Raw genomic sequence first — 17,623 nt, 5'->3', positions numbered from 1 at the left:
AACCATAATCTGTAAGGTCAAACATAAATGATGTTAAACAAACAAACGTTTTATTCCATAATTTTTTTAGCTATTCTTTTAGTTTCTTGTAAACAAGTTTCTACAACTAGCAGCTCAATAACTTTTGAGAAATTATTGGTAAATACCAAACAAAATCCATCAACCATAGAAAGCAAAAAACCTTTATTTTCTTGGATTGTTAATGCAGAAGGTTTCAATAAATCGCAATCTGCATATCAAATTTTGGTAGCATCATCAAAAGAAAAATTAAATGAAACTGATACTGATGTTTGGAATTCAAATAAAGTAAAAAGTAACAAATCTGCCTTTGTAAAATACCAAGGAGAGGAGTTAAAAGCAATGCAAACCTATTTTTGGAAAGTGAAGATTTGGGATGAAAATGGAGAATCTACAAAATGGTCTGCTGTTCAAAAATTTGAAATGGGTTTGCTAACAAAAAAAAACTGGGGAGATTCTAAATGGATTACTTTAAAAAATGATACGAGAACTTCTCCATATCAATTTAGAAACTACAAAACAGGTAGAATGAAAACGCCTAAAAAGGTAAATGGTTTTGCTGCTAGTTATTTTAGAAACGAACTAGCAATTGATAAAAAAGTAGAAAACGCCCAAGTTTATATCTGTGGCTTAGGATATTATGAGCTGTACCTAAATGGAGAAAAAGTAGGCGATCACGTTTTAGATCCTGCTCCTTCTAATTACGACAAGCAAGCGTATTATGTAAATTATGATATTACATCAGCTATAAAGTCAGGCAAAAATGCATTCGGAATTATTTTAGGAAACGGGTTTTATGGGCAAGATATTTCTTGGAAAAGAGATCCAGAATCAGAAAAAGATATGGCTTATGGACCACCAACTGTAAAATGTTTAGTAAAACTAAAATATACAGATGGTTCTACAAAAGATTTTTATACGGATGAGAATTGGAAAGAATCCACAGGTCCTATTGTATTCAACAATATTTATGGAGGAGATACGTATGACGCACGTTACGAAATCGGAAAATGGAATACAGTGGGTTATGATGATAGTGCTTGGGGAAATGCGAAAATTGCATCGCCAAAACTAAGAACAATTAGCGCACAACAAATGCCTGCCATTAAAAAGTTAAAAGAGTTAGCACCTAAAAGAGTTTTTAAAGGTACAGATGGAGAATGGATTGTAGATTTTGGGCAAAACATTGCTGGTTGGGTAAAAATTAATGTAGAAGAAAAAAAAGGACAACTGATAGATATTATTACTACAGAAGCACTTTTAACAAACGGAAAAGATATTTTTAAAGGCTCTACAGGTGGTGGTGCAAATGGAATGACACAAGTTTACAAATACATCTGTAAAGGTGATGGGATAGAATCTTGGGAACCTAAATTTAGTTATCACGGATTTCGATATGCAAAAATTATTGGAATTTCTAGAAAGCCAGATGCAGATATGATTAAAGCGGTTTTGGTAGCTACAGACATTCAAGAAACAGGAAGTTTTACATCTTCTGATAAATTGCTAAATAAAATGCATAGCATTAGTAAATGGACAATTGTAGACAACGTTCACGGAATTCCAGAAGATTGTCCTCATAGAGAAAAATGTGGTTGGTTAGGTGATGCACACGCATTTTGTGAATATGCTTTATACAATTATGATATGTATGATTTTTATAAAAAATACATGGAAGACATTAAAACACAAATGCGACCAACAAAAGGACATAACAATCCTGAATTAAAGTTTCAAGTGCCAACAATGATTGCACCAGGTAAAAGAACTTCTACGTATGCAAAAATAGATTGGGGTGTAGCAACAATGTATTTGCCTTGGTACAATTATAAGTTTTATGGTGATGATGAAATCGTAAAAGACTATTATGAACCAATGAAAGGATTGACCGATTTTTACCTGAACTTTAAGGGAGAAAACGGAATTATGCAAGATGGAATGGGAGATTGGTGTCCGCCACTTTGGGATAGAAGAAAAAATCCAAGTGCAATGGAATGTGATCCTATTATTTCTGCAAATGCCTATTTTTATGATGTTTTAGGAATTATGGAGAAATTTGCAAAAATGAATAATGATGCTGTTTATGAAACGAAAATGAAACAAGAAAAAGAAGCGTTGTTAAAAGCCTTCAATCAACAGTTTTTAGTTGATATTCCAAACACAAAACACAAATGGTATCAAAGTCAGACAGCAACTGTACAAGCTTTACAATTTAATATGGTTCCAGCATCAGAAATAGAAACTGTTGTAAATGGTTTAGTGCACAATATTGTTGAGGTAAAAGGAGGTCATCACTCTACAGGTATTCATGGTAACAGATACATTTATACAGTGTTGTCTAAATACGGAAAAGCAGATTTAGCGTATCAAATTTTAACAACACCAGAATTTCCTAGTCAAACCTATGTAATGAATTCAGGTTTCACAACATGGCCAGAGCGTCAGTTTATTTGGGAAGAAATGGAAGGACCATCAAACTCCTTAAACCATCCAATGCATAGTGGTTTTGCTGCGTATTTTTACGAGTCTTTAGGTGGTATTCAATCATCAACAGAAAAAGCAGGATTTAAACAATTTATCATAAATCCAGAATTTCCAAGTCAAATTTCAAGTACAAAAGTATCTGTACCTACTCCGTTTGGAAAAATCAAAAATAGTTGGACTTCTGAAAATGGTTTTTTAACAATGAATTTGGAAGTGCCTTTTAATACTGAAGCTAAAATTATTTTAAATCAAAACGAGTTTGCATCTTTAAAAATAAATGATACATCTTTTGATGCTTTTAAAGATAAAAATGAAATTGTCATAGCAGATACAACAAATATACTTTTAGGTTCTGGAACCTATAAAATAAAATATCAAAAAACATCAAAATAAATACATTACACAACAGGATACTTGGCCTTAAAAGTTAAATTAACTTTGAGAAATAGATTTAAAACATCAACAATGAAGAAAAGCATTTTACTTTTTGTACTATCAATAATATCAATCCAATTATACTCACAAACAGCAACTTGCGATGGTTCCTTACCATTTGAAGAAAAAGATGGTTTATTAACAATAGAAATGGAATCTGGTATTTTTCCTGCTGATTCAAATTGGAAAACTGGTAGTGAATCTGATCCTAATTTATCTGGTGCTTCTATAGATTATATATATTGGGATGGTACTCAATCTTTCAGTGCTTTATCTGGTGCTGCAATAACTTACAATATAAAAATTAACAATCCAGGAACTTACAGGTTTGCTTGGCGAGGCAGAATTGGTATGGGGGATTCTGGAGGCGAACATAATGATGCTTGGCTTCGTATAGAAGCAGATGACTTTTACGCTACGAGCCAAAATAGCCCTACTGCTACTTCTCAGTTAGAACCAAAACCTAGTTGTAATAGTAACCCAGATAGAGATTGTCCAGAAGGTTCTAGTACAAATGGCTATTTTAAGGCTTTTATGAATAGGCATCCCGTAAACTCAACTCCAGATAGAAAATGGGGTTTTGTAACAAACACAAACGATGGAAATTCATATAGATTTATATGGGCAACTTTTAATACTGCTGGTAATTATTCTATAATTGTTGATGCAAGGTCCAATTTCTTTTTTATGGATAAAATGGTGTTAAGAAAAAGTAATTTATCAGATTCTAATGCACACAATTTAAACAACCCAGAATCTACTTGTTATGATGCTTCTTTATCTACTAAAGATTTAAAAAAAAAGGAAACTAAAATTTACCCCAACCCTACTACAGGAAAAATAGAAATAAAAAACATCCCTTTAAATTCTAATTTAATTATTACCAATATGTTTGGTGCTGTAGTTAGAAAAATAAAAAGCGATAATACTTCAAAAATGATAGACATTAGTGATTTAACCAATGGTGTTTACTTTATTTCTAATGATGACAAAACCAATCATTTTGTAAAGAAAATTATTAAAATATAATCTTATATTCAAACATCACAGTGCTTAGAGTGTTAAAATGCTTTTTAGTCTTATCTCTTACGCTTCTTTTCAGTTGTAAAAAAAAAGAAATCAAAGAGTATAAAAAACCAAACATTCTATTTATTCTGGTAGACGATCTAGGGTATCATGATTTAAGTTTTACGGGCAGCAAATTCTACGAAACACCACATGTAGATCAACTCGCTAATCAAAGTGTAATTTTTACGCAAGGCTATGCAGCAAGTAGAGTTTGTAGCCCTTCTAGAGCCAGTATTATGACTGGTAAATTTACAGCGCGTCATGGAATTACAGATTGGATTGGCGCAAAAACCGGTACAGATTGGCGCAGTAGAAAAAGGTATGATAAATTATTACCCCCAAATTATGTTCAGAATTTACCAAAAGACGATATTACTATTGCAGAAACTTTAAAAAACAATGGTTACAAAACTTTTTTTGCAGGAAAATGGCACTTAGGTAACAAAGGTTCGTATCCAGAAGATCATGGTTTTGATATCAATAAAGGAGGTTTTCATAGAGGAGGTCCTGCAGGTGGTTTTTTTAGTCCTTGGCAAAACCCGAAACTAGAAAACAAACAAAAAGGAGAAAATCTTACCATACGTTTAGCCAAAGAAACTGCCAATTTTATCCAACAAAATAAAGATTCAACCTTTTTTGCTTTTTTATCTTTCTATGCTGTGCATGCACCTATCCAGACTACAGAAGCAAAATGGAAAAAATACAGAGATAAAGCAGACAGTTTAGGAATTATTAATTCTGGTTATAAAATGGAACGAGTTTTGCCAATTCGTCAAGTGCAAGACAATCCTATTTATGGTGGTTTGGTAGCCACTATGGATGATGCTGTGGGTATTGTTTTAAAAACTTTAAAAGATAATGGTTTAGATAAAAATACAATTGTTGTTTTTACTTCAGATAATGGAGGTGTGGCTTCTGGAGATAATTTTTCTACAAGTAATTTACCTTTAAGAGGCGGAAAAGGCTACCAATGGGAAGGTGGAATTAGAGAACCTTTTTTCATAAAAGTTCCTTGGTTAAAAAGTAAAGTAACAGAAACAAATTTCCCAGTAATTCATACTGATTTTTATCCAACGTTTTTAGATTTAGCAGGTATTGCTCTAAAACCAAAACAGCATATAGATGGTATTAGCTTAAAACCTATTTTAGAAGGAAAAGAAATCAATACAGATAGACCATTATTTTGGCACTATCCACATTATGGTAATCAAGGTGGAGAACCATCATCTATCATTCAGCAAAATGGTTGGAAATTGATTCATTATTGGGAAGATAACCGTCAAGAATTATTTAAGTTGCCATCAACTGAAAAAGATGAATTGAATGTAGTTGCAAAACACCCAAAATTGGCAAAGCAACTTCATAATAAATTAATGAATTGGTTACACGAAGTCGACGCTAAATTTCCTAAAAAAGACACAGAATACGATAGTATAAAAGACGCAAAAAGAGATTTTAATATTATCAACCAAAAATTAAAATCCTTAGAAAAAAACAGATTAAAAGTATTGTCTAAAGATTTTGAACCCAACAAAAATTGGTGGAAAAGTAAAACTACTATTGATTAAATAACAATTATGAAAAGATTAATTTATTTGGTGCTTTTTAGTTTATCAATTTTAAATTGTGAAGATTCAAAAAAGGATGATTTTAAGTCTATTTTTAACGGCAAAAATTTAGAAGGATGGAATGGAGATAAAACCTATTGGTCTGTAAAAGAAGGAATTTTAGTTGGTGAAGTTACTCCAGAAACTATTTTAAAAAGAAATTCATTTATCATCTACGAAAAAGAACAACCTTCAAATTTTGAACTAAAACTAGAATATAGAATTTCAACTTCAGGTAATAGTGGAGTCAATTACAGAAGTGAAAAGATTAAAAATATGCCTTTTGCTTTAAGAGGATATCAATCTGATATTGATGGAAAAACCAAATATACAGGTCAGAATTACGAAGAAAAAAAGCGAACCACTTTGGCTTATATTGGTGAGGAAGTCATCATTAAAGAAATGCCAGATAGTATTCCTTTAACGAATCTTAGAAAAAATGTGAAAAAAAATTGTTGGCAAACAAGAAACGTAGTAGCCTCACTAGGTGATAAAAAAGACTTAAAAGCTTCAATTAAAAATAATGATTGGAATAGCATGCATCTTATTGTAAAAGACAACCAAATGCAACATTTTGTTAATGGTGTTTTAATGAGTGATGTTACTGATTTAGATACTCAGAATAGAAGTAGTAAAGGATTCATAGGTGTTCAAGTACATACAGGTCCGCCAATGAAAATCGAGTATAAAAATATTAGATTAAAAGTGATAGATTAACTTATTATTTCTTCTTTTAATCATTTAAAATTTTCCAATCTGTTGTTAGAAAAATATGCAATTAATGCAGTTTGTAGCTGTTTTTTGCAGTTTACAAGAAAAACATTTTTTAAACTTTATTATCTGTATTCTTTTGTGGTATAAATATTTAAATTTACTACAATGAAAAATGTATTCTATTCTTTATTCTTATTATTCATTTCCTTTCAATTACAATCTCAAGAAATTGAGAAACTACCTAAAATTCCTTGGGAAGAAATTGTTGAGGTGAATAATAATGAACTTTACAAAATAGCTAGATGGAATACTGATGTTTATATTCAATTAGAAGGAAATTATAATAAACAAGATTCATTAGAAGTTGCTAGAGTTATTAAAAAGTTAGATTCAATCACAGAAACGATAACTATAAAATTTGCTACTGATAACAATGCTAACTATAAAATACATTATTTAGATAAATATCAATATTCAAAATACGATCCTAATAGGGAACTTACTAATAGTATTTCAAAAGGTTACCAAGGAAATATAAGGAAAGTTGACGTTCGACTATATTTAGTAGATCAAACAAACGCAGAAATTAGAAAAACATTAGAATATAATATTGCAAATTGTTTAGTTTTTGGTCATTTTCCGAGTTACATGAGCTTAAAAAGAAATAGCATCTTTCATGCTTACAATAATAAGAAAAATAAAAACAAACCTCTTAATTCCCGAGATTTAGAAATCATTAAAGAGATTTATAAAAAAGGATTTAAAAAAAGATTAAAAAAAGCCGAAATACAATTTAGAGAAAACACAATTAAAAATTTAGAGAAATATAAAATTGATTTAAAACATAAGAATCTTTGGTGGGTAAGAAATCCAATAGCAGTTATATTAATACCTACTTTAGTATTATTTCTATTTTTTCTATTTTTCACATCTAAAATAAAAAATTATATAAATAGAACACTAAATAATAACTTTCTTAAATTTTTACTAGTAAGTTTAATTGCTGTTTGTTTTATAGATATCTTAATCATATTTTCTATTTCGTTTTACGATTATTTAAGTACACCACCTAGTTTTAGATTTTCAATAATAAGGTTTGATACTGTATTTTCCACTTTTGTATTTTCTTGTATTTGCTTTCCGTTTTTATTTTTATTTCGATTTTTAGAGAAAAAAATTGAAAAAGCTCATATCGATATTATTACTAAAACAAGTTTAATCTTCTTATCAACTGGTTTTTTGCCTTTTATAATAATATTAGTGATTGCAGTTTTAAGTTTAAGAGAAGGGAAAAATTACCAAGGAACTTATACTACTTTATCGTACGTTTTTATTGCATCTATGATTATCGCTTCAATAAGAGCATTAATAAGCTACTTCATCTTTAAAGAACGTAATTTAATTGTAGAAAACGAAAAACAATTATCTAACTTAAGAGAACTAAAAGCACAAGCAGAATTAAAATCATTACAATCTCAAATAAACCCACATTTTTTATACAACTCCTTAAATTCTATTGCTAGTTTAGCACCAATAGATGCCGATAAAACCCAGAAAATGGCACATTCTTTATCAGATTTATTTAAATACTCCATCAACAGAAAAGGAAAAAAAATGAGTACTGTTAAAGATGAAATAGAAATGGTAAAATCGTATTTAGATATCGAGAAGATACGTTTTGGAGACCGTTTACAATTTGATATTGAGGTTCGAAAAGAAATCCAAAACTATCAAATTCCTTTATTTTTAATTCAACCTTTGATAGAAAATGCAGTAAAACACGGGATTTCTCAAAATGAAGGCAAAGGAAAAATCATTTTAAAAATTGAAAAGAGCGCCTACGAACTTATAATTTCAGTTTCAGATAATGGTCCAGATTTTCCTGAAGGTTTGGTCAGTGGTCATGGTTTGCAAACCGTTTACGATTTATTACGATTAAGTTATGGCGAAAATGCTTCCTTAAATTGGGCAAACTCTCCTCAAAAAATAATTACGATTACAATTTTAGAAACTCCATAATATGAACAAACCTTATACAACGATTATTATAGATGATGAAGCACCTGCAAGAGCAGGATTAGAAAACTTATTGAAGTCATTTCCAGAAACGTTTCAAATTATAGATTTTGCTCAAAATGTAACTGAAGCTAAAGAAAAAATAATCTTACAAAATCCAGATATTATCTTTTTAGATATAGAAATGCCTAAGCAAAATGGTTTCGATTTGTTGATGCAATTAGAAACAATACCTATTGTTGTTTTTTGTACTGCTTATGATCAGTATGCTCTAGAAGCTTTTGAAACCAACAGTATAGATTATTTGGTAAAACCTGTAAAGCTAGATCGTATTAAAAAAACAGTTCAGAAATTAAAAACGTTCCATAAAAACAAATCTTCAGAAGATATTCTGAATGTTTTAAAAGAGATTTCGAGTAGAAAAGAAATCAAAAAAATGACTTCTATTACTGTTAAGAAAAACGATAAACTTATTTTTATAAAGTTAGATGATATCGCTTTTTTTGAAGCTGATAGCAATTATACAAAAATAAGTTGTGAGTCAGGAATCTTCTTAAGTACAGAATCTATTTCTAGTTTAGAAAACAAATTACCTGATAATTTTTTACGTATTCACAGAGGTATTATTATTAATAAGGATTTTGTAAACGATATTCAAAAGTATTTTAATAGTAGGTTTGTTATCACTTTAAAAGATAAAAAACAATCAAGTATTACTTCTGGTAGAAGTTATAATGTTGCTATTAAAGAATGGATATCAGTTTAAAACATAAGATTTAGATTAATTTGATTAGTTTTAAAAAAATAAAAAATGCTGTAATAAGATTTTATCCTATTAGGATTTTTTTTTCTTTTTCCTTTTAGGTCCTCTCGGTTTTTGAGGGTTTTTAGCTACATAATCTAAAAGAATATTTTTCACATCATCAACAGTACCTTGTTTTAATCCATTATGTACATTTGCTCCAGTAATCCAGTATAAAATCATACCAGCATCAGAGCAATCCCATTTTCCTTTTTGAAATCGAACAACATCATCTACTTCTGCTAATTTTCCTATGGTCCAAATCAATTGAATACGCGAATCTGTATGATTTTTAGCCCAATCCCATTCAGCAATAGGAACCTTTAATTTTATATTTTGATCAGGAATACGAACTTCCTCAATACCAAAATCTAAAATTTGCTTCCAAGTATAAAAATCTCCAGCATTATCATTCGCAGGGTGATGTGTAATCACCTTTACAAATTTGTGTTTTGCTTTTGGTGTTTTTTGTAAAGCCATTCCAATGATATCTGGTTCACCAGCTTCAACAATCCACAAAGGATTGTCTTTTGTTGATGCATTAATTGCCCAACACAAATCGTTAATGGTTGCTTCTTTTTGCCAAATAGCGTCAAAAAATGTTAGGTGTTCAAAACCTGTCCAACGTCTTGCTGTCATATCACAAGCAACTTGCATTAAATGATGACGTTCTTTTTCTGCTTTTTCAGAAATTCTGTCATCTCTAACCAAATCGCAACTATGAGAATAATGCACCAATCTACTTTGTAAACCAGCAGCTTTAAGTATAGCAATTGTAATTGCGGTACCTCCTAAATCATCAGGGTCAGGAGAATTTCCATCAGCCACAATTGCAATTCTTCCTTTAGGAGGATTAACAATTTGTGCACCTAAATAATGACTGAAAAGTAAAACTATTATGATTAAAAAAATGTTTTTGTTCATCTATTTATTATTTAATCTGTGATATAAAAATATCAGAAAAACATAAAATAAGCACCCTGTTGTATCCTGTAAAATTAAAAGCACAAGCTATAATCAGTACAGTACAAGACGCGTTAGTTTTTCTGATTGTTTAATTTGCAATAAATCTTAATCCGTAAAACAGTGATAACTGCTCATAAACTATTTTTTGTTTTAATATTTTTTCTTTTGTATTTATCTAGTTGTACAACAGAAAAAATACAAAGCATCCAAAAACCACCCAATATTCTTTGGTTAGTAACTGAAGATATGGGGCATTATATCCCATCTTTTGGAGACTCTACAATAGTTACACCAAACTTAAGCAAATTAGCTAAAGAAGGTGTAATATACCCTAACCTCTACTCTACTTCTGGAGTTTGCGCACCAAGCAGAGCTGCTATAGCCACAGGTATGTATCCTTCTAGTATTGGCGCAAATCATATGCGAACAACTTCTTATAATGATGTTATTGGCATTCCTAAATATGGAGCTGTACCTCCACCAGAAGTTAAAATGATAAGCGAATTACTTCGTAAACAAGGGTATTATTGTACTAATAATTACAAAACAGATTATCAATTTAAACCACCAGTTACAGCTTGGGATGAAAGTAGTCCTTACGCACATTGGAGAAATAGAAGCAAAGATCAACCTTTTTTTGCTGTATTTAATTTTACTGAAACACATGAATCTGGTTTGTTTGAACCTTATGGATTTCGAGAAATTGAAACAAGACATTATCATTCTGGTGATAAATCTTACAAATGGAAAGGTTTTGGAAAATCGCATGCTAAAAATAGAATGACAGAGGCTGAAACTCCTGTGCATGTATCAAAAGATACTAAATTTAAAACACCACCTTATTTGCAAGATAATGAAGTTTCTCAAAGAGATTTATGGAAATTGTACAACAATATTGCAGAAATGGACAAGCAGGTTGGTGCTGTTTTAACACAATTAGAAGATGATGGATTATTAGACAATACCATTATTTTCTTTTATGGCGATCATGGAGGCCCCATGCCAAGAGAAAAAAGATTAATCTATGATTCTGGGTTAAAAACACCAATGATTATTCGTTTTCCTGATAAAAAAAATGCTGGAACAAAAGATGCACAGTTATTAAGTTTTGTTGATTTTGCACCTACCCTACTCTCTTTAATAAATCAACAACCTAAAAAATGCTTTCAAGGTCAACCTTTTTTAGGAAAATACAAATCAAAAGAACGCAATTATATTCACGCTGCTGCAGATCGTTTTGATGGTTTTACTGATGCAATTAGGGCTGTAAAAGACAAGCAATTTAAATATATTAGAAATTACAGGCCAGAGCAAGGGTATTATCTTCCTATTACTTACAGAGAAAAAATACCAACCATGCAAAATCTATTGATGCTGAAAAAGGAAGGTAAATTAAATAAAAATCAAATGCAATGGTTTAGAGAAACTAAACCCAAAGAAGAATTATTTGATTGTGTAAACGACCCTTTTGAGCTGAATAATTTAGCAGAGAATCCAAAATACAAAAAAAAGCTGATGGAGCTATCTAATGAAATGGACAGATGGTTATCAGAAATTAAAGACATTCCAAATTTACCCGAAAAAGAATTGGTGGCTAAGCTTTGGAATGGCAGGACTTCAAAGCCAAAAACAGCAGATCCTACAGTTCAGTTTAGTAATAATAAAGTTACAATTACTTGTAACACAAAAGGCGCATCTATTGGGTATAAAACCAATCCAAAAGCCAAAAATTGGCAAGTATATTCAGCACCTTTCGAAGTAAAATCGACTAAAACGTTACTGGTACAAGCCCATAGAATTGGTTATGTACCAAGTAAAACAGTTACCACAACAATATCAAAACAAGAATCAGCATCAAAATGAAAAAAATTACTACAATAATAGTACTGGCATTTACAATAGTTAGTTTTTCTCAAATCAAACACGGTTTAAGAGATAACCAAGGCAGACATATCATTCCCAGAGGTTTTGTAATAAACACCAATGATCATAAAGGTGAAGTCTTTTTTAATAGCGATGATTATGCTAGGCAAGTTAGAATGGGCGCCAATCATCAAGTCATTCGTTTAGAATTGGGTAAAGTAAGCCAATTTCCTGGAGGAAAAGTGGAACCAAAATATTTGCAAAAATTAGATTCTTTAGTGGAGTTAGGTAAAAACCATGATATAAAAACAATTTTTAAAATGACAGTTTATGGCGTTGATAAATTTGTTTGGGAAGAATTTTGGCAAAATAAAAATGATTATCAATACAAAACATATATTAATGCATGGAAAGTTATTTGGAAAAGATTTGCAAATGAACCGTATGTTTTAGGATATGATATTGTAAATGAACCTAGAAAACTTAAAATGGATATTACTTACAAGGATTTAACCAATAAATACTTAATTCCTTTATACCAAAGAATTATTGACGAAAGTCAGAAAATAAATCCGGATAAAAAGATTTTATTCCAGTCTATTTTTATGAACAAAGGAGAAAAAATAGACAACAATCAATATGCAGAAATTACATCTACTATAAACCGAAAAAACATTGTTTTTGCCCCACATATTTATCAAAATAATGTGGATTTTATCCAAAAAAATATGGATCGTTTTGATCGGGAATCAGATATGCTAAAAGCACCCATTTTAATAGGCGAATGGGGTTTCCCAACCTTTGCAATAACAGATACTACAATTGTTGGTAAATTAGGACAGTTGGAGTATAGAAAGTTATACATAAAAACGGCAGAAGTATTCGATAAAATGGGAGTAGGCTCTATAAAAGCTTGGTTTTTAGGAAACAGAACTATGCAGAACTTTCTTGCAGGTGGTCCATCAACTTGGTCTATTTTTAGTGATAAAACAGATGCAGGTACTGTTGAGCGTAAATACATTACAGATGTTATTTCAAGACCTTTTCCGCAAGCAATTGCAGGAGATATTCAATCGTTTTTATTCAACTTTGCCAAAAGAGAGTTGAATGTACATTTTAAATCAGACAATAAAAAAGGTGCTTCAAAAATTTTTATTGGAGCCAACAGGCATTATCCAGATGGTTTTTCAATTATTGTAAATGATGCTTTTGTAATGTATTACAATCCTCTAAAAAATGTTGGTTTAGAAGTGTATAAAACAACAAAAGACGCAAATCCTGCAGATTTTATTTGGGATGCAAAAAGTCAAAAATTAATTGTCTTAAAATGGGGTAAAGACAATGCAGATTATCATCTTAAAATAGTACCTGGAATTCGTAATTTTTAAATTGTTTTTGAAATAAAATTTTAAGAAAGGGATTACGAATTTGTGATAAAATATATTTTATGAATAAAAAGTTGAAAAATTTCTTACTAATCCTGTTGCTTTTACCAGGATTTTCTTTGGTTTCAAGCGCACAGATTGTATTAAAAACAGATTATACAGATGCTGCAAATGCCAAACAAGTAATGCCTTATCACTTAAATGTGTACAATAGAATTACACCTATTAATAGGGTAAATCCTACAAATAATAAAAATGCTAAATTTTGTATTGTAAGGCCTTTAGGGGGTATTGCCAAAAAAGGTGTTGCAGATATTACCAAAGACTCCTACAAATGGGACGCTAAATCTAAAAGTTTTTATACCGATTTTACCTTATTAAAAAAACAGTTGGATGGGATATTTGACGATGGTAAAGATATTCATCAGATTGTATTAGACAATCCATCTTGGGCGTTTCAACGAAATTTAAAAGGAGAATTGCTTGGAGATACTTTAAAAGTGGCTACATATGGAAACGCAGAACCACCAAGAGATTATAAAGCTTGGGGCAATTATGTAAAGGAAGTAATGCAGTTTCTTATAGCTACTTACGGTTCTGAAAAAATGTTAGGCATTCAGTTTGGTATTGGTAGAGAAATAGGTACACCAACCCATTGGTCTGGAACAAAAGCACAGTTTTTTGAGTTTTACAAAACGTCTGTCAATGCTATTCTCACTGTGCTGCCAAATGCTAAAGTGGGTACTCACTTTCTTTGGGGGTCCTCTAAAAAAGCTTGGGGAACAGATTTTGTAAAATGGGCAAAAGCCAACAAGGTACATTATGATTTTGTTGGGGTTTCCTATTATCCATTTTACCAACAAGCAGCAAGAACAAATTTTAACCAAGTTTACGCAAAAGATTTTGCTGTAATTAAAGATATTACAGAATGGAATAATAATGCAAAGTTAGAAATGCACGAATATTCTCTAATAAAGAAATTAAACAAAGCTGGTAATGCTTTTGAAAGAGCACCAGATGCCCATCAAAATGCATTTATGGTTGGGTTAATGAAAATGTTTTATCAAAATAATATGCAAAATGTATTTCAATGGGGAGATGGTTCTTCGTATTTGCCAGCAAGTAATGTATTGCTAAAAATGCAAGGAAACACCTATTTTAAAAGTACAAAAGAAGGGAAACAACAAACAAAAAACAATTATATTGATGCAATTTTCACAAAAGATGCTACTAAAAATCAATACAATATTTTGGCGTACAATTATAATGCAAACCCAGATGCTAAGAATACAGAAAATTTAAAACTTAAAGCATTAGTAAACGTTAAAACAGGAACAAAAATTAAATATAGAGTAGCCAAGTATAATAAAATAAAAAATAGTGTGTCTTGGTCTCATTGGGCAGAAACATTCACCCAAGGGGATGTTGATACAGGTAAATCTTCACTAGTTTTTAGTGATGAACTACCAGTATTTTCTTTTTTAAAATATGAGGTTGTTTTACCTTTAGACTAAAGGTAAATACAAACTAAATTAAAGATTTAAAATGAAAAAAATATTAGTTTTTTTATTGATGGCTCATTTTGGAGCACTGTATGCACAACAAGTAAGACATATAGAAACCATAAACGATGCGTGGCATTTTTATAAAGGGAAAATCGAAAATCCTTTTCCTGATGATGCATCTCGTATCTGGCAAAAAGTAACCCTTCCCCACTCTTGGAATACACAAGATATTTTAGATGATGAAGTTGGCTATTACAGAGGAGAAGGTTGGTATAAAAAAACAATGAAAATTCCTCAAATTTATGATGGTCAACAGGTGTTTTTATTGTTTGAAGGCGCTAATCAAGTTACTTCTCTATTTGTAAACGGAAAATCAGTTGGAGAAAATCATATTGGTGGCTATACCACTTTTGCTAAAAATATTTCAACTGCTTTACAAGAAGGAGAAAATGAAATTACGGTTAAAGTAGATAATGCTCATAATGATGAAATTGTACCTCAATCTGCAGATTTTTCTTTCTATGGAGGTATTTATAGAGACATCCATTTGGTAATTACCAAACCTATTCATTTTGAAGTTGCTAATTTAGGGGCAAATGCAGTATTTATTACTACTCCTGAGGTTTCTGAAAAAGAAGCAAAAGTTTCTGTAAAATCAAAAATAGTAAGACCTAAAAAAGGGACGTATTATGTAAAACAATCTGTATTAGATGCTAACAATAATTTGGTTAAAACTATAAAAACAGAATCAAAATTTGGTAAAGAAGTGGCTAGTAATTTTTCTGTTGACAACCCGAATTTATGGTCTCCAGAAAATCCATATTTATACAAATTGGTTACAGAAATTGTAGATAAAAAAGGGATTGTTTACGATAGAGTAGAAAATCCTTTAGGTTTTAGATGGTTCAGTTTTGATGCCCACAAAGGATTTTTTATCAACGGAAAAGCAACCAAATTAATAGGTACCAATAGGCATCAAGATTTTTATGGAAAAGCAAATGCTGTAAGCGATGAAATTCATCGATTAGATATGAAACTATTAAAAGAAATGGGTATTAATTTTTTACGTATTGCACACTATCCACAAGATCCTGCAATTTTAGAAATGTGCAACAAATATGGATTTATAACAACACTAGAAATCCCATTTGTAAACAAAGCTGCTGCTAACGAAGCTGGTAAAGAAAATAGCATTAATATGCTTAAAGAAGCCATTCGTTTTAATTACAATAACCCTGCAATTGTGGCATGGAATTTAGGTAACGAAACTACAATGAAAGCGCCAGATCAACTTGGAGAAAATTACACAAAACATTTTATAGAAACGCATAAAGTTTTAGCAAAAACCATTAAAGAAGAGGATAAAACAAGATATTCTTACTCCGTATTTTTTAGAGAACCTGCCTATCAAGATAAACTAGGAATTAGATTAACAGATCTTGTAGGCTACAACAAATATTATGGTTGGTATATAGAAGAGTTAGAAGATATTGATAAAAATCTACGAAGTTTAGTAAAACGAACTTTAGCATTTAATCCTGACAAACCATTTATTTTAAGCGAATATGGTGGAGGTGCTGATCCTAGATTAAGGTCTTACAAACCTACTCGTTTTGATTTTAGTGTTGAGTATCAATTCCTCTTGCATAAAGCTTATATGAAAGCCATTTTAGAGATACCAGAAATAGTTGGCGCAAACGTATGGAATTATGCTGATTTTCAAGTAGAACACAGAAAAGATGCTGTGCCACACATCAATAACAAAGGTTTGGTATCTGCATCAAGAGAAAAGAAAGATACTTATTACTTGTATCAAGCACTATTGAAAAAAACACCTTTTTTAGCAATTGCTTCTAAAGGATGGCATAAAAGAGCAGGAATTGAAGATACTGAAAATTCTAAAGTTGCAACCCAACCCATAACAATTGTTGGAAATGCTGATGATGTAGAATTGTTTATCAATGGCAAATCACTAGGAAAACAAAAATTTGATTTTGCAACCACAACATTTAATGTACCATTTCAACATGGGCAAAATTTAATAGAAGTAGTTTCAAAAAAAGATGGAAAAACTATCAAAGATTTTGCGAATATCGAGTTTACACTTCAGCCTAAAAACTTAAAAAGTGAAACCAATCCTTTTAAAGAAATTGCCATAAATGTAGGGTCTTATTGTTACTTTATAGAAACCGATAATGTAGATTATTTATGGATGCCAGATAAAGCTTATACAAAAGGGAGTTATGGTTATGTTGGTGGAGAATTGTTAAGAACCAAAACCAGACGAAGAAACAATATTGGTACAGATGTAAGTGTAAAAGGAACCGAAAATGATCCTATTTTTCAAACACAAATTATAGGATTAGAGGCTTATAAATTTGCTGTTCCAAAAGGCTCATATGAGTTGTCTTTGGTTTTGGCTGAATTAAAATCTAAAGGAGAAAATGTTATGGATGTTTTTGTAAACAACAACAAAGTTTGGGAAAATCTAAATCTAAAAAAACAGTATGGAAAAGATAGAGGTGTTATCAAACGTTTTTTAATTGTTGTTGATGATGATAATGGAATTACTGTCAATTTTAAAGCATTAAAAGGAAAAACCAGATTAAGTGGAATTAAACTGAGAAAACTGAATTAATTATATAAATATATCTCAAAAAAAAGAAGCTGTTGAACTTTTAAGACCACTTAAATGTTTTTAAAAAAACTTAAAATTAGACACAAAAACCATTATAAAGTAAACGTTTCAATAAAAAAACA

The 17,623-nt window shown here is 30.6% G+C and carries 11 protein-coding genes; 10 read left to right on the top strand and 1 reads right to left on the bottom strand.

From position 1 onward, the window contains the following. The first annotated feature begins 30 nt into the window (after positions 1 to 30). The 6 genes from SJY27_RS15160 to SJY27_RS15135 all read left to right on the top strand — a co-directional run bounded on the left by SJY27_RS15160 (position 31) and on the right by SJY27_RS15135 (position 9,108). Complete coding sequence (locus tag SJY27_RS15160; protein WP_397445711.1) at positions 31 to 2,895, top strand: alpha-L-rhamnosidase; 2,865 nt, start codon at positions 31 to 33, stop codon at positions 2,893 to 2,895. Between the two features lie 72 nt (positions 2,896 to 2,967). Continuing rightward, positions 2,968 to 3,966 carry a T9SS type A sorting domain-containing protein gene (locus tag SJY27_RS15155; protein ID WP_397445709.1) on the top strand — a complete coding sequence of 333 codons (999 nt, stop codon included), beginning with the start codon at positions 2,968 to 2,970 and terminating at the stop codon, positions 3,964 to 3,966. Between the two features lie 29 nt (positions 3,967 to 3,995). Beyond that, a complete protein-coding gene (locus SJY27_RS15150; RefSeq protein ID WP_397445708.1) occupies positions 3,996 to 5,573 on the top strand; it encodes a sulfatase in 1,578 nt (525 codons plus the stop codon). A gap of 9 nt (positions 5,574 to 5,582) precedes the next feature. Further along, entirely contained in the window at positions 5,583 to 6,329 is a 747-nt protein-coding gene (locus SJY27_RS15145) for a DUF1080 domain-containing protein (protein ID WP_397445707.1), read from the top strand. Between the two features lie 162 nt (positions 6,330 to 6,491). Continuing rightward, positions 6,492 to 8,345: a sensor histidine kinase gene (locus SJY27_RS15140; protein ID WP_397445706.1), complete on the top strand. Its 1,854-nt coding sequence runs from the start codon at positions 6,492 to 6,494 to the stop codon at positions 8,343 to 8,345. 1 nt (position 8,346) lies between these two features. Beyond that, entirely contained in the window at positions 8,347 to 9,108 is a 762-nt protein-coding gene (locus tag SJY27_RS15135; RefSeq protein ID WP_397445705.1) for a LytR/AlgR family response regulator transcription factor, read from the top strand. A 69-nt stretch (positions 9,109 to 9,177) separates the two neighbouring features. Here SJY27_RS15135 and SJY27_RS15130 read toward each other — a convergent pair whose 3' ends face one another. After that, positions 9,178 to 10,068, bottom strand: a complete 891-nt coding sequence (locus SJY27_RS15130) for a hypothetical protein (RefSeq protein ID WP_397445704.1) — start codon at positions 10,066 to 10,068, stop codon at positions 9,178 to 9,180. 207 nt (positions 10,069 to 10,275) lie between these two features. Between SJY27_RS15130 and SJY27_RS15125 the strand changes: the two genes are divergently transcribed. Genes SJY27_RS15125 through SJY27_RS15110 form a run of 4 tightly spaced genes read left to right on the top strand, consistent with a single transcriptional unit; the run spans position 10,276 to position 17,501 of the window. Then, on the top strand, positions 10,276 to 11,973 hold the full coding sequence (locus SJY27_RS15125; RefSeq protein ID WP_397445703.1) for a sulfatase-like hydrolase/transferase: 1,698 nt from the start codon (positions 10,276 to 10,278) through the stop codon (positions 11,971 to 11,973). Then, positions 11,970 to 13,361, top strand: a complete 1,392-nt coding sequence (locus SJY27_RS15120) for a cellulase family glycosylhydrolase (RefSeq protein ID WP_397445702.1) — start codon at positions 11,970 to 11,972, stop codon at positions 13,359 to 13,361. Before SJY27_RS15125 ends, SJY27_RS15120 begins: the two co-directional genes overlap by 4 nt. Positions 13,362 to 13,420: 59 nt before the next feature. Continuing rightward, complete coding sequence (locus SJY27_RS15115; RefSeq protein WP_397445701.1) at positions 13,421 to 14,872, top strand: alpha-1,4-L-rhamnosidase; 1,452 nt, start codon at positions 13,421 to 13,423, stop codon at positions 14,870 to 14,872. A gap of 31 nt (positions 14,873 to 14,903) precedes the next feature. Next, positions 14,904 to 17,501 carry a glycoside hydrolase family 2 TIM barrel-domain containing protein gene (locus SJY27_RS15110; protein ID WP_397445700.1) on the top strand — a complete coding sequence of 866 codons (2,598 nt, stop codon included), beginning with the start codon at positions 14,904 to 14,906 and terminating at the stop codon, positions 17,499 to 17,501. The last annotated feature ends 122 nt before the right edge of the window (positions 17,502 to 17,623 follow it).

Origin of the sequence: Polaribacter sp. R77954, assembly GCF_044595335.1 — a bacterium.
Lineage (GTDB): Bacteria > Bacteroidota > Bacteroidia > Flavobacteriales > Flavobacteriaceae > Polaribacter.
Note: the sequence above shows the minus strand (reverse complement) of the source record. Positions and strands in the feature narration are given on the sequence as shown.

What these genes read in the sequence shown, in the direction of transcription:
- SJY27_RS15160 (WP_397445711.1), top strand. Translation starts at nt 31, where the DNA reads ATGTTAAACAAACAAACGTTTTATTCCATAATTTTTTTAGCTATTCTT.
- SJY27_RS15155 (WP_397445709.1), top strand. Translation starts at nt 2,968, where the DNA reads ATGAAGAAAAGCATTTTACTTTTTGTACTATCAATAATATCAATCCAA.
- SJY27_RS15145 (WP_397445707.1), top strand. Translation starts at nt 5,583, where the DNA reads ATGAAAAGATTAATTTATTTGGTGCTTTTTAGTTTATCAATTTTAAAT.
- SJY27_RS15140 (WP_397445706.1), top strand. Translation starts at nt 6,492, where the DNA reads ATGAAAAATGTATTCTATTCTTTATTCTTATTATTCATTTCCTTTCAA.
- SJY27_RS15135 (WP_397445705.1), top strand. Translation starts at nt 8,347, where the DNA reads ATGAACAAACCTTATACAACGATTATTATAGATGATGAAGCACCTGCA.
- SJY27_RS15130 (WP_397445704.1), bottom strand. Translation starts at nt 10,068, where the DNA reads ATGAACAAAAACATTTTTTTAATCATAATAGTTTTACTTTTCAGTCAT.
- SJY27_RS15120 (WP_397445702.1), top strand. Translation starts at nt 11,970, where the DNA reads ATGAAAAAAATTACTACAATAATAGTACTGGCATTTACAATAGTTAGT.
- SJY27_RS15115 (WP_397445701.1), top strand. Translation starts at nt 13,421, where the DNA reads ATGAATAAAAAGTTGAAAAATTTCTTACTAATCCTGTTGCTTTTACCA.
- SJY27_RS15110 (WP_397445700.1), top strand. Translation starts at nt 14,904, where the DNA reads ATGAAAAAAATATTAGTTTTTTTATTGATGGCTCATTTTGGAGCACTG.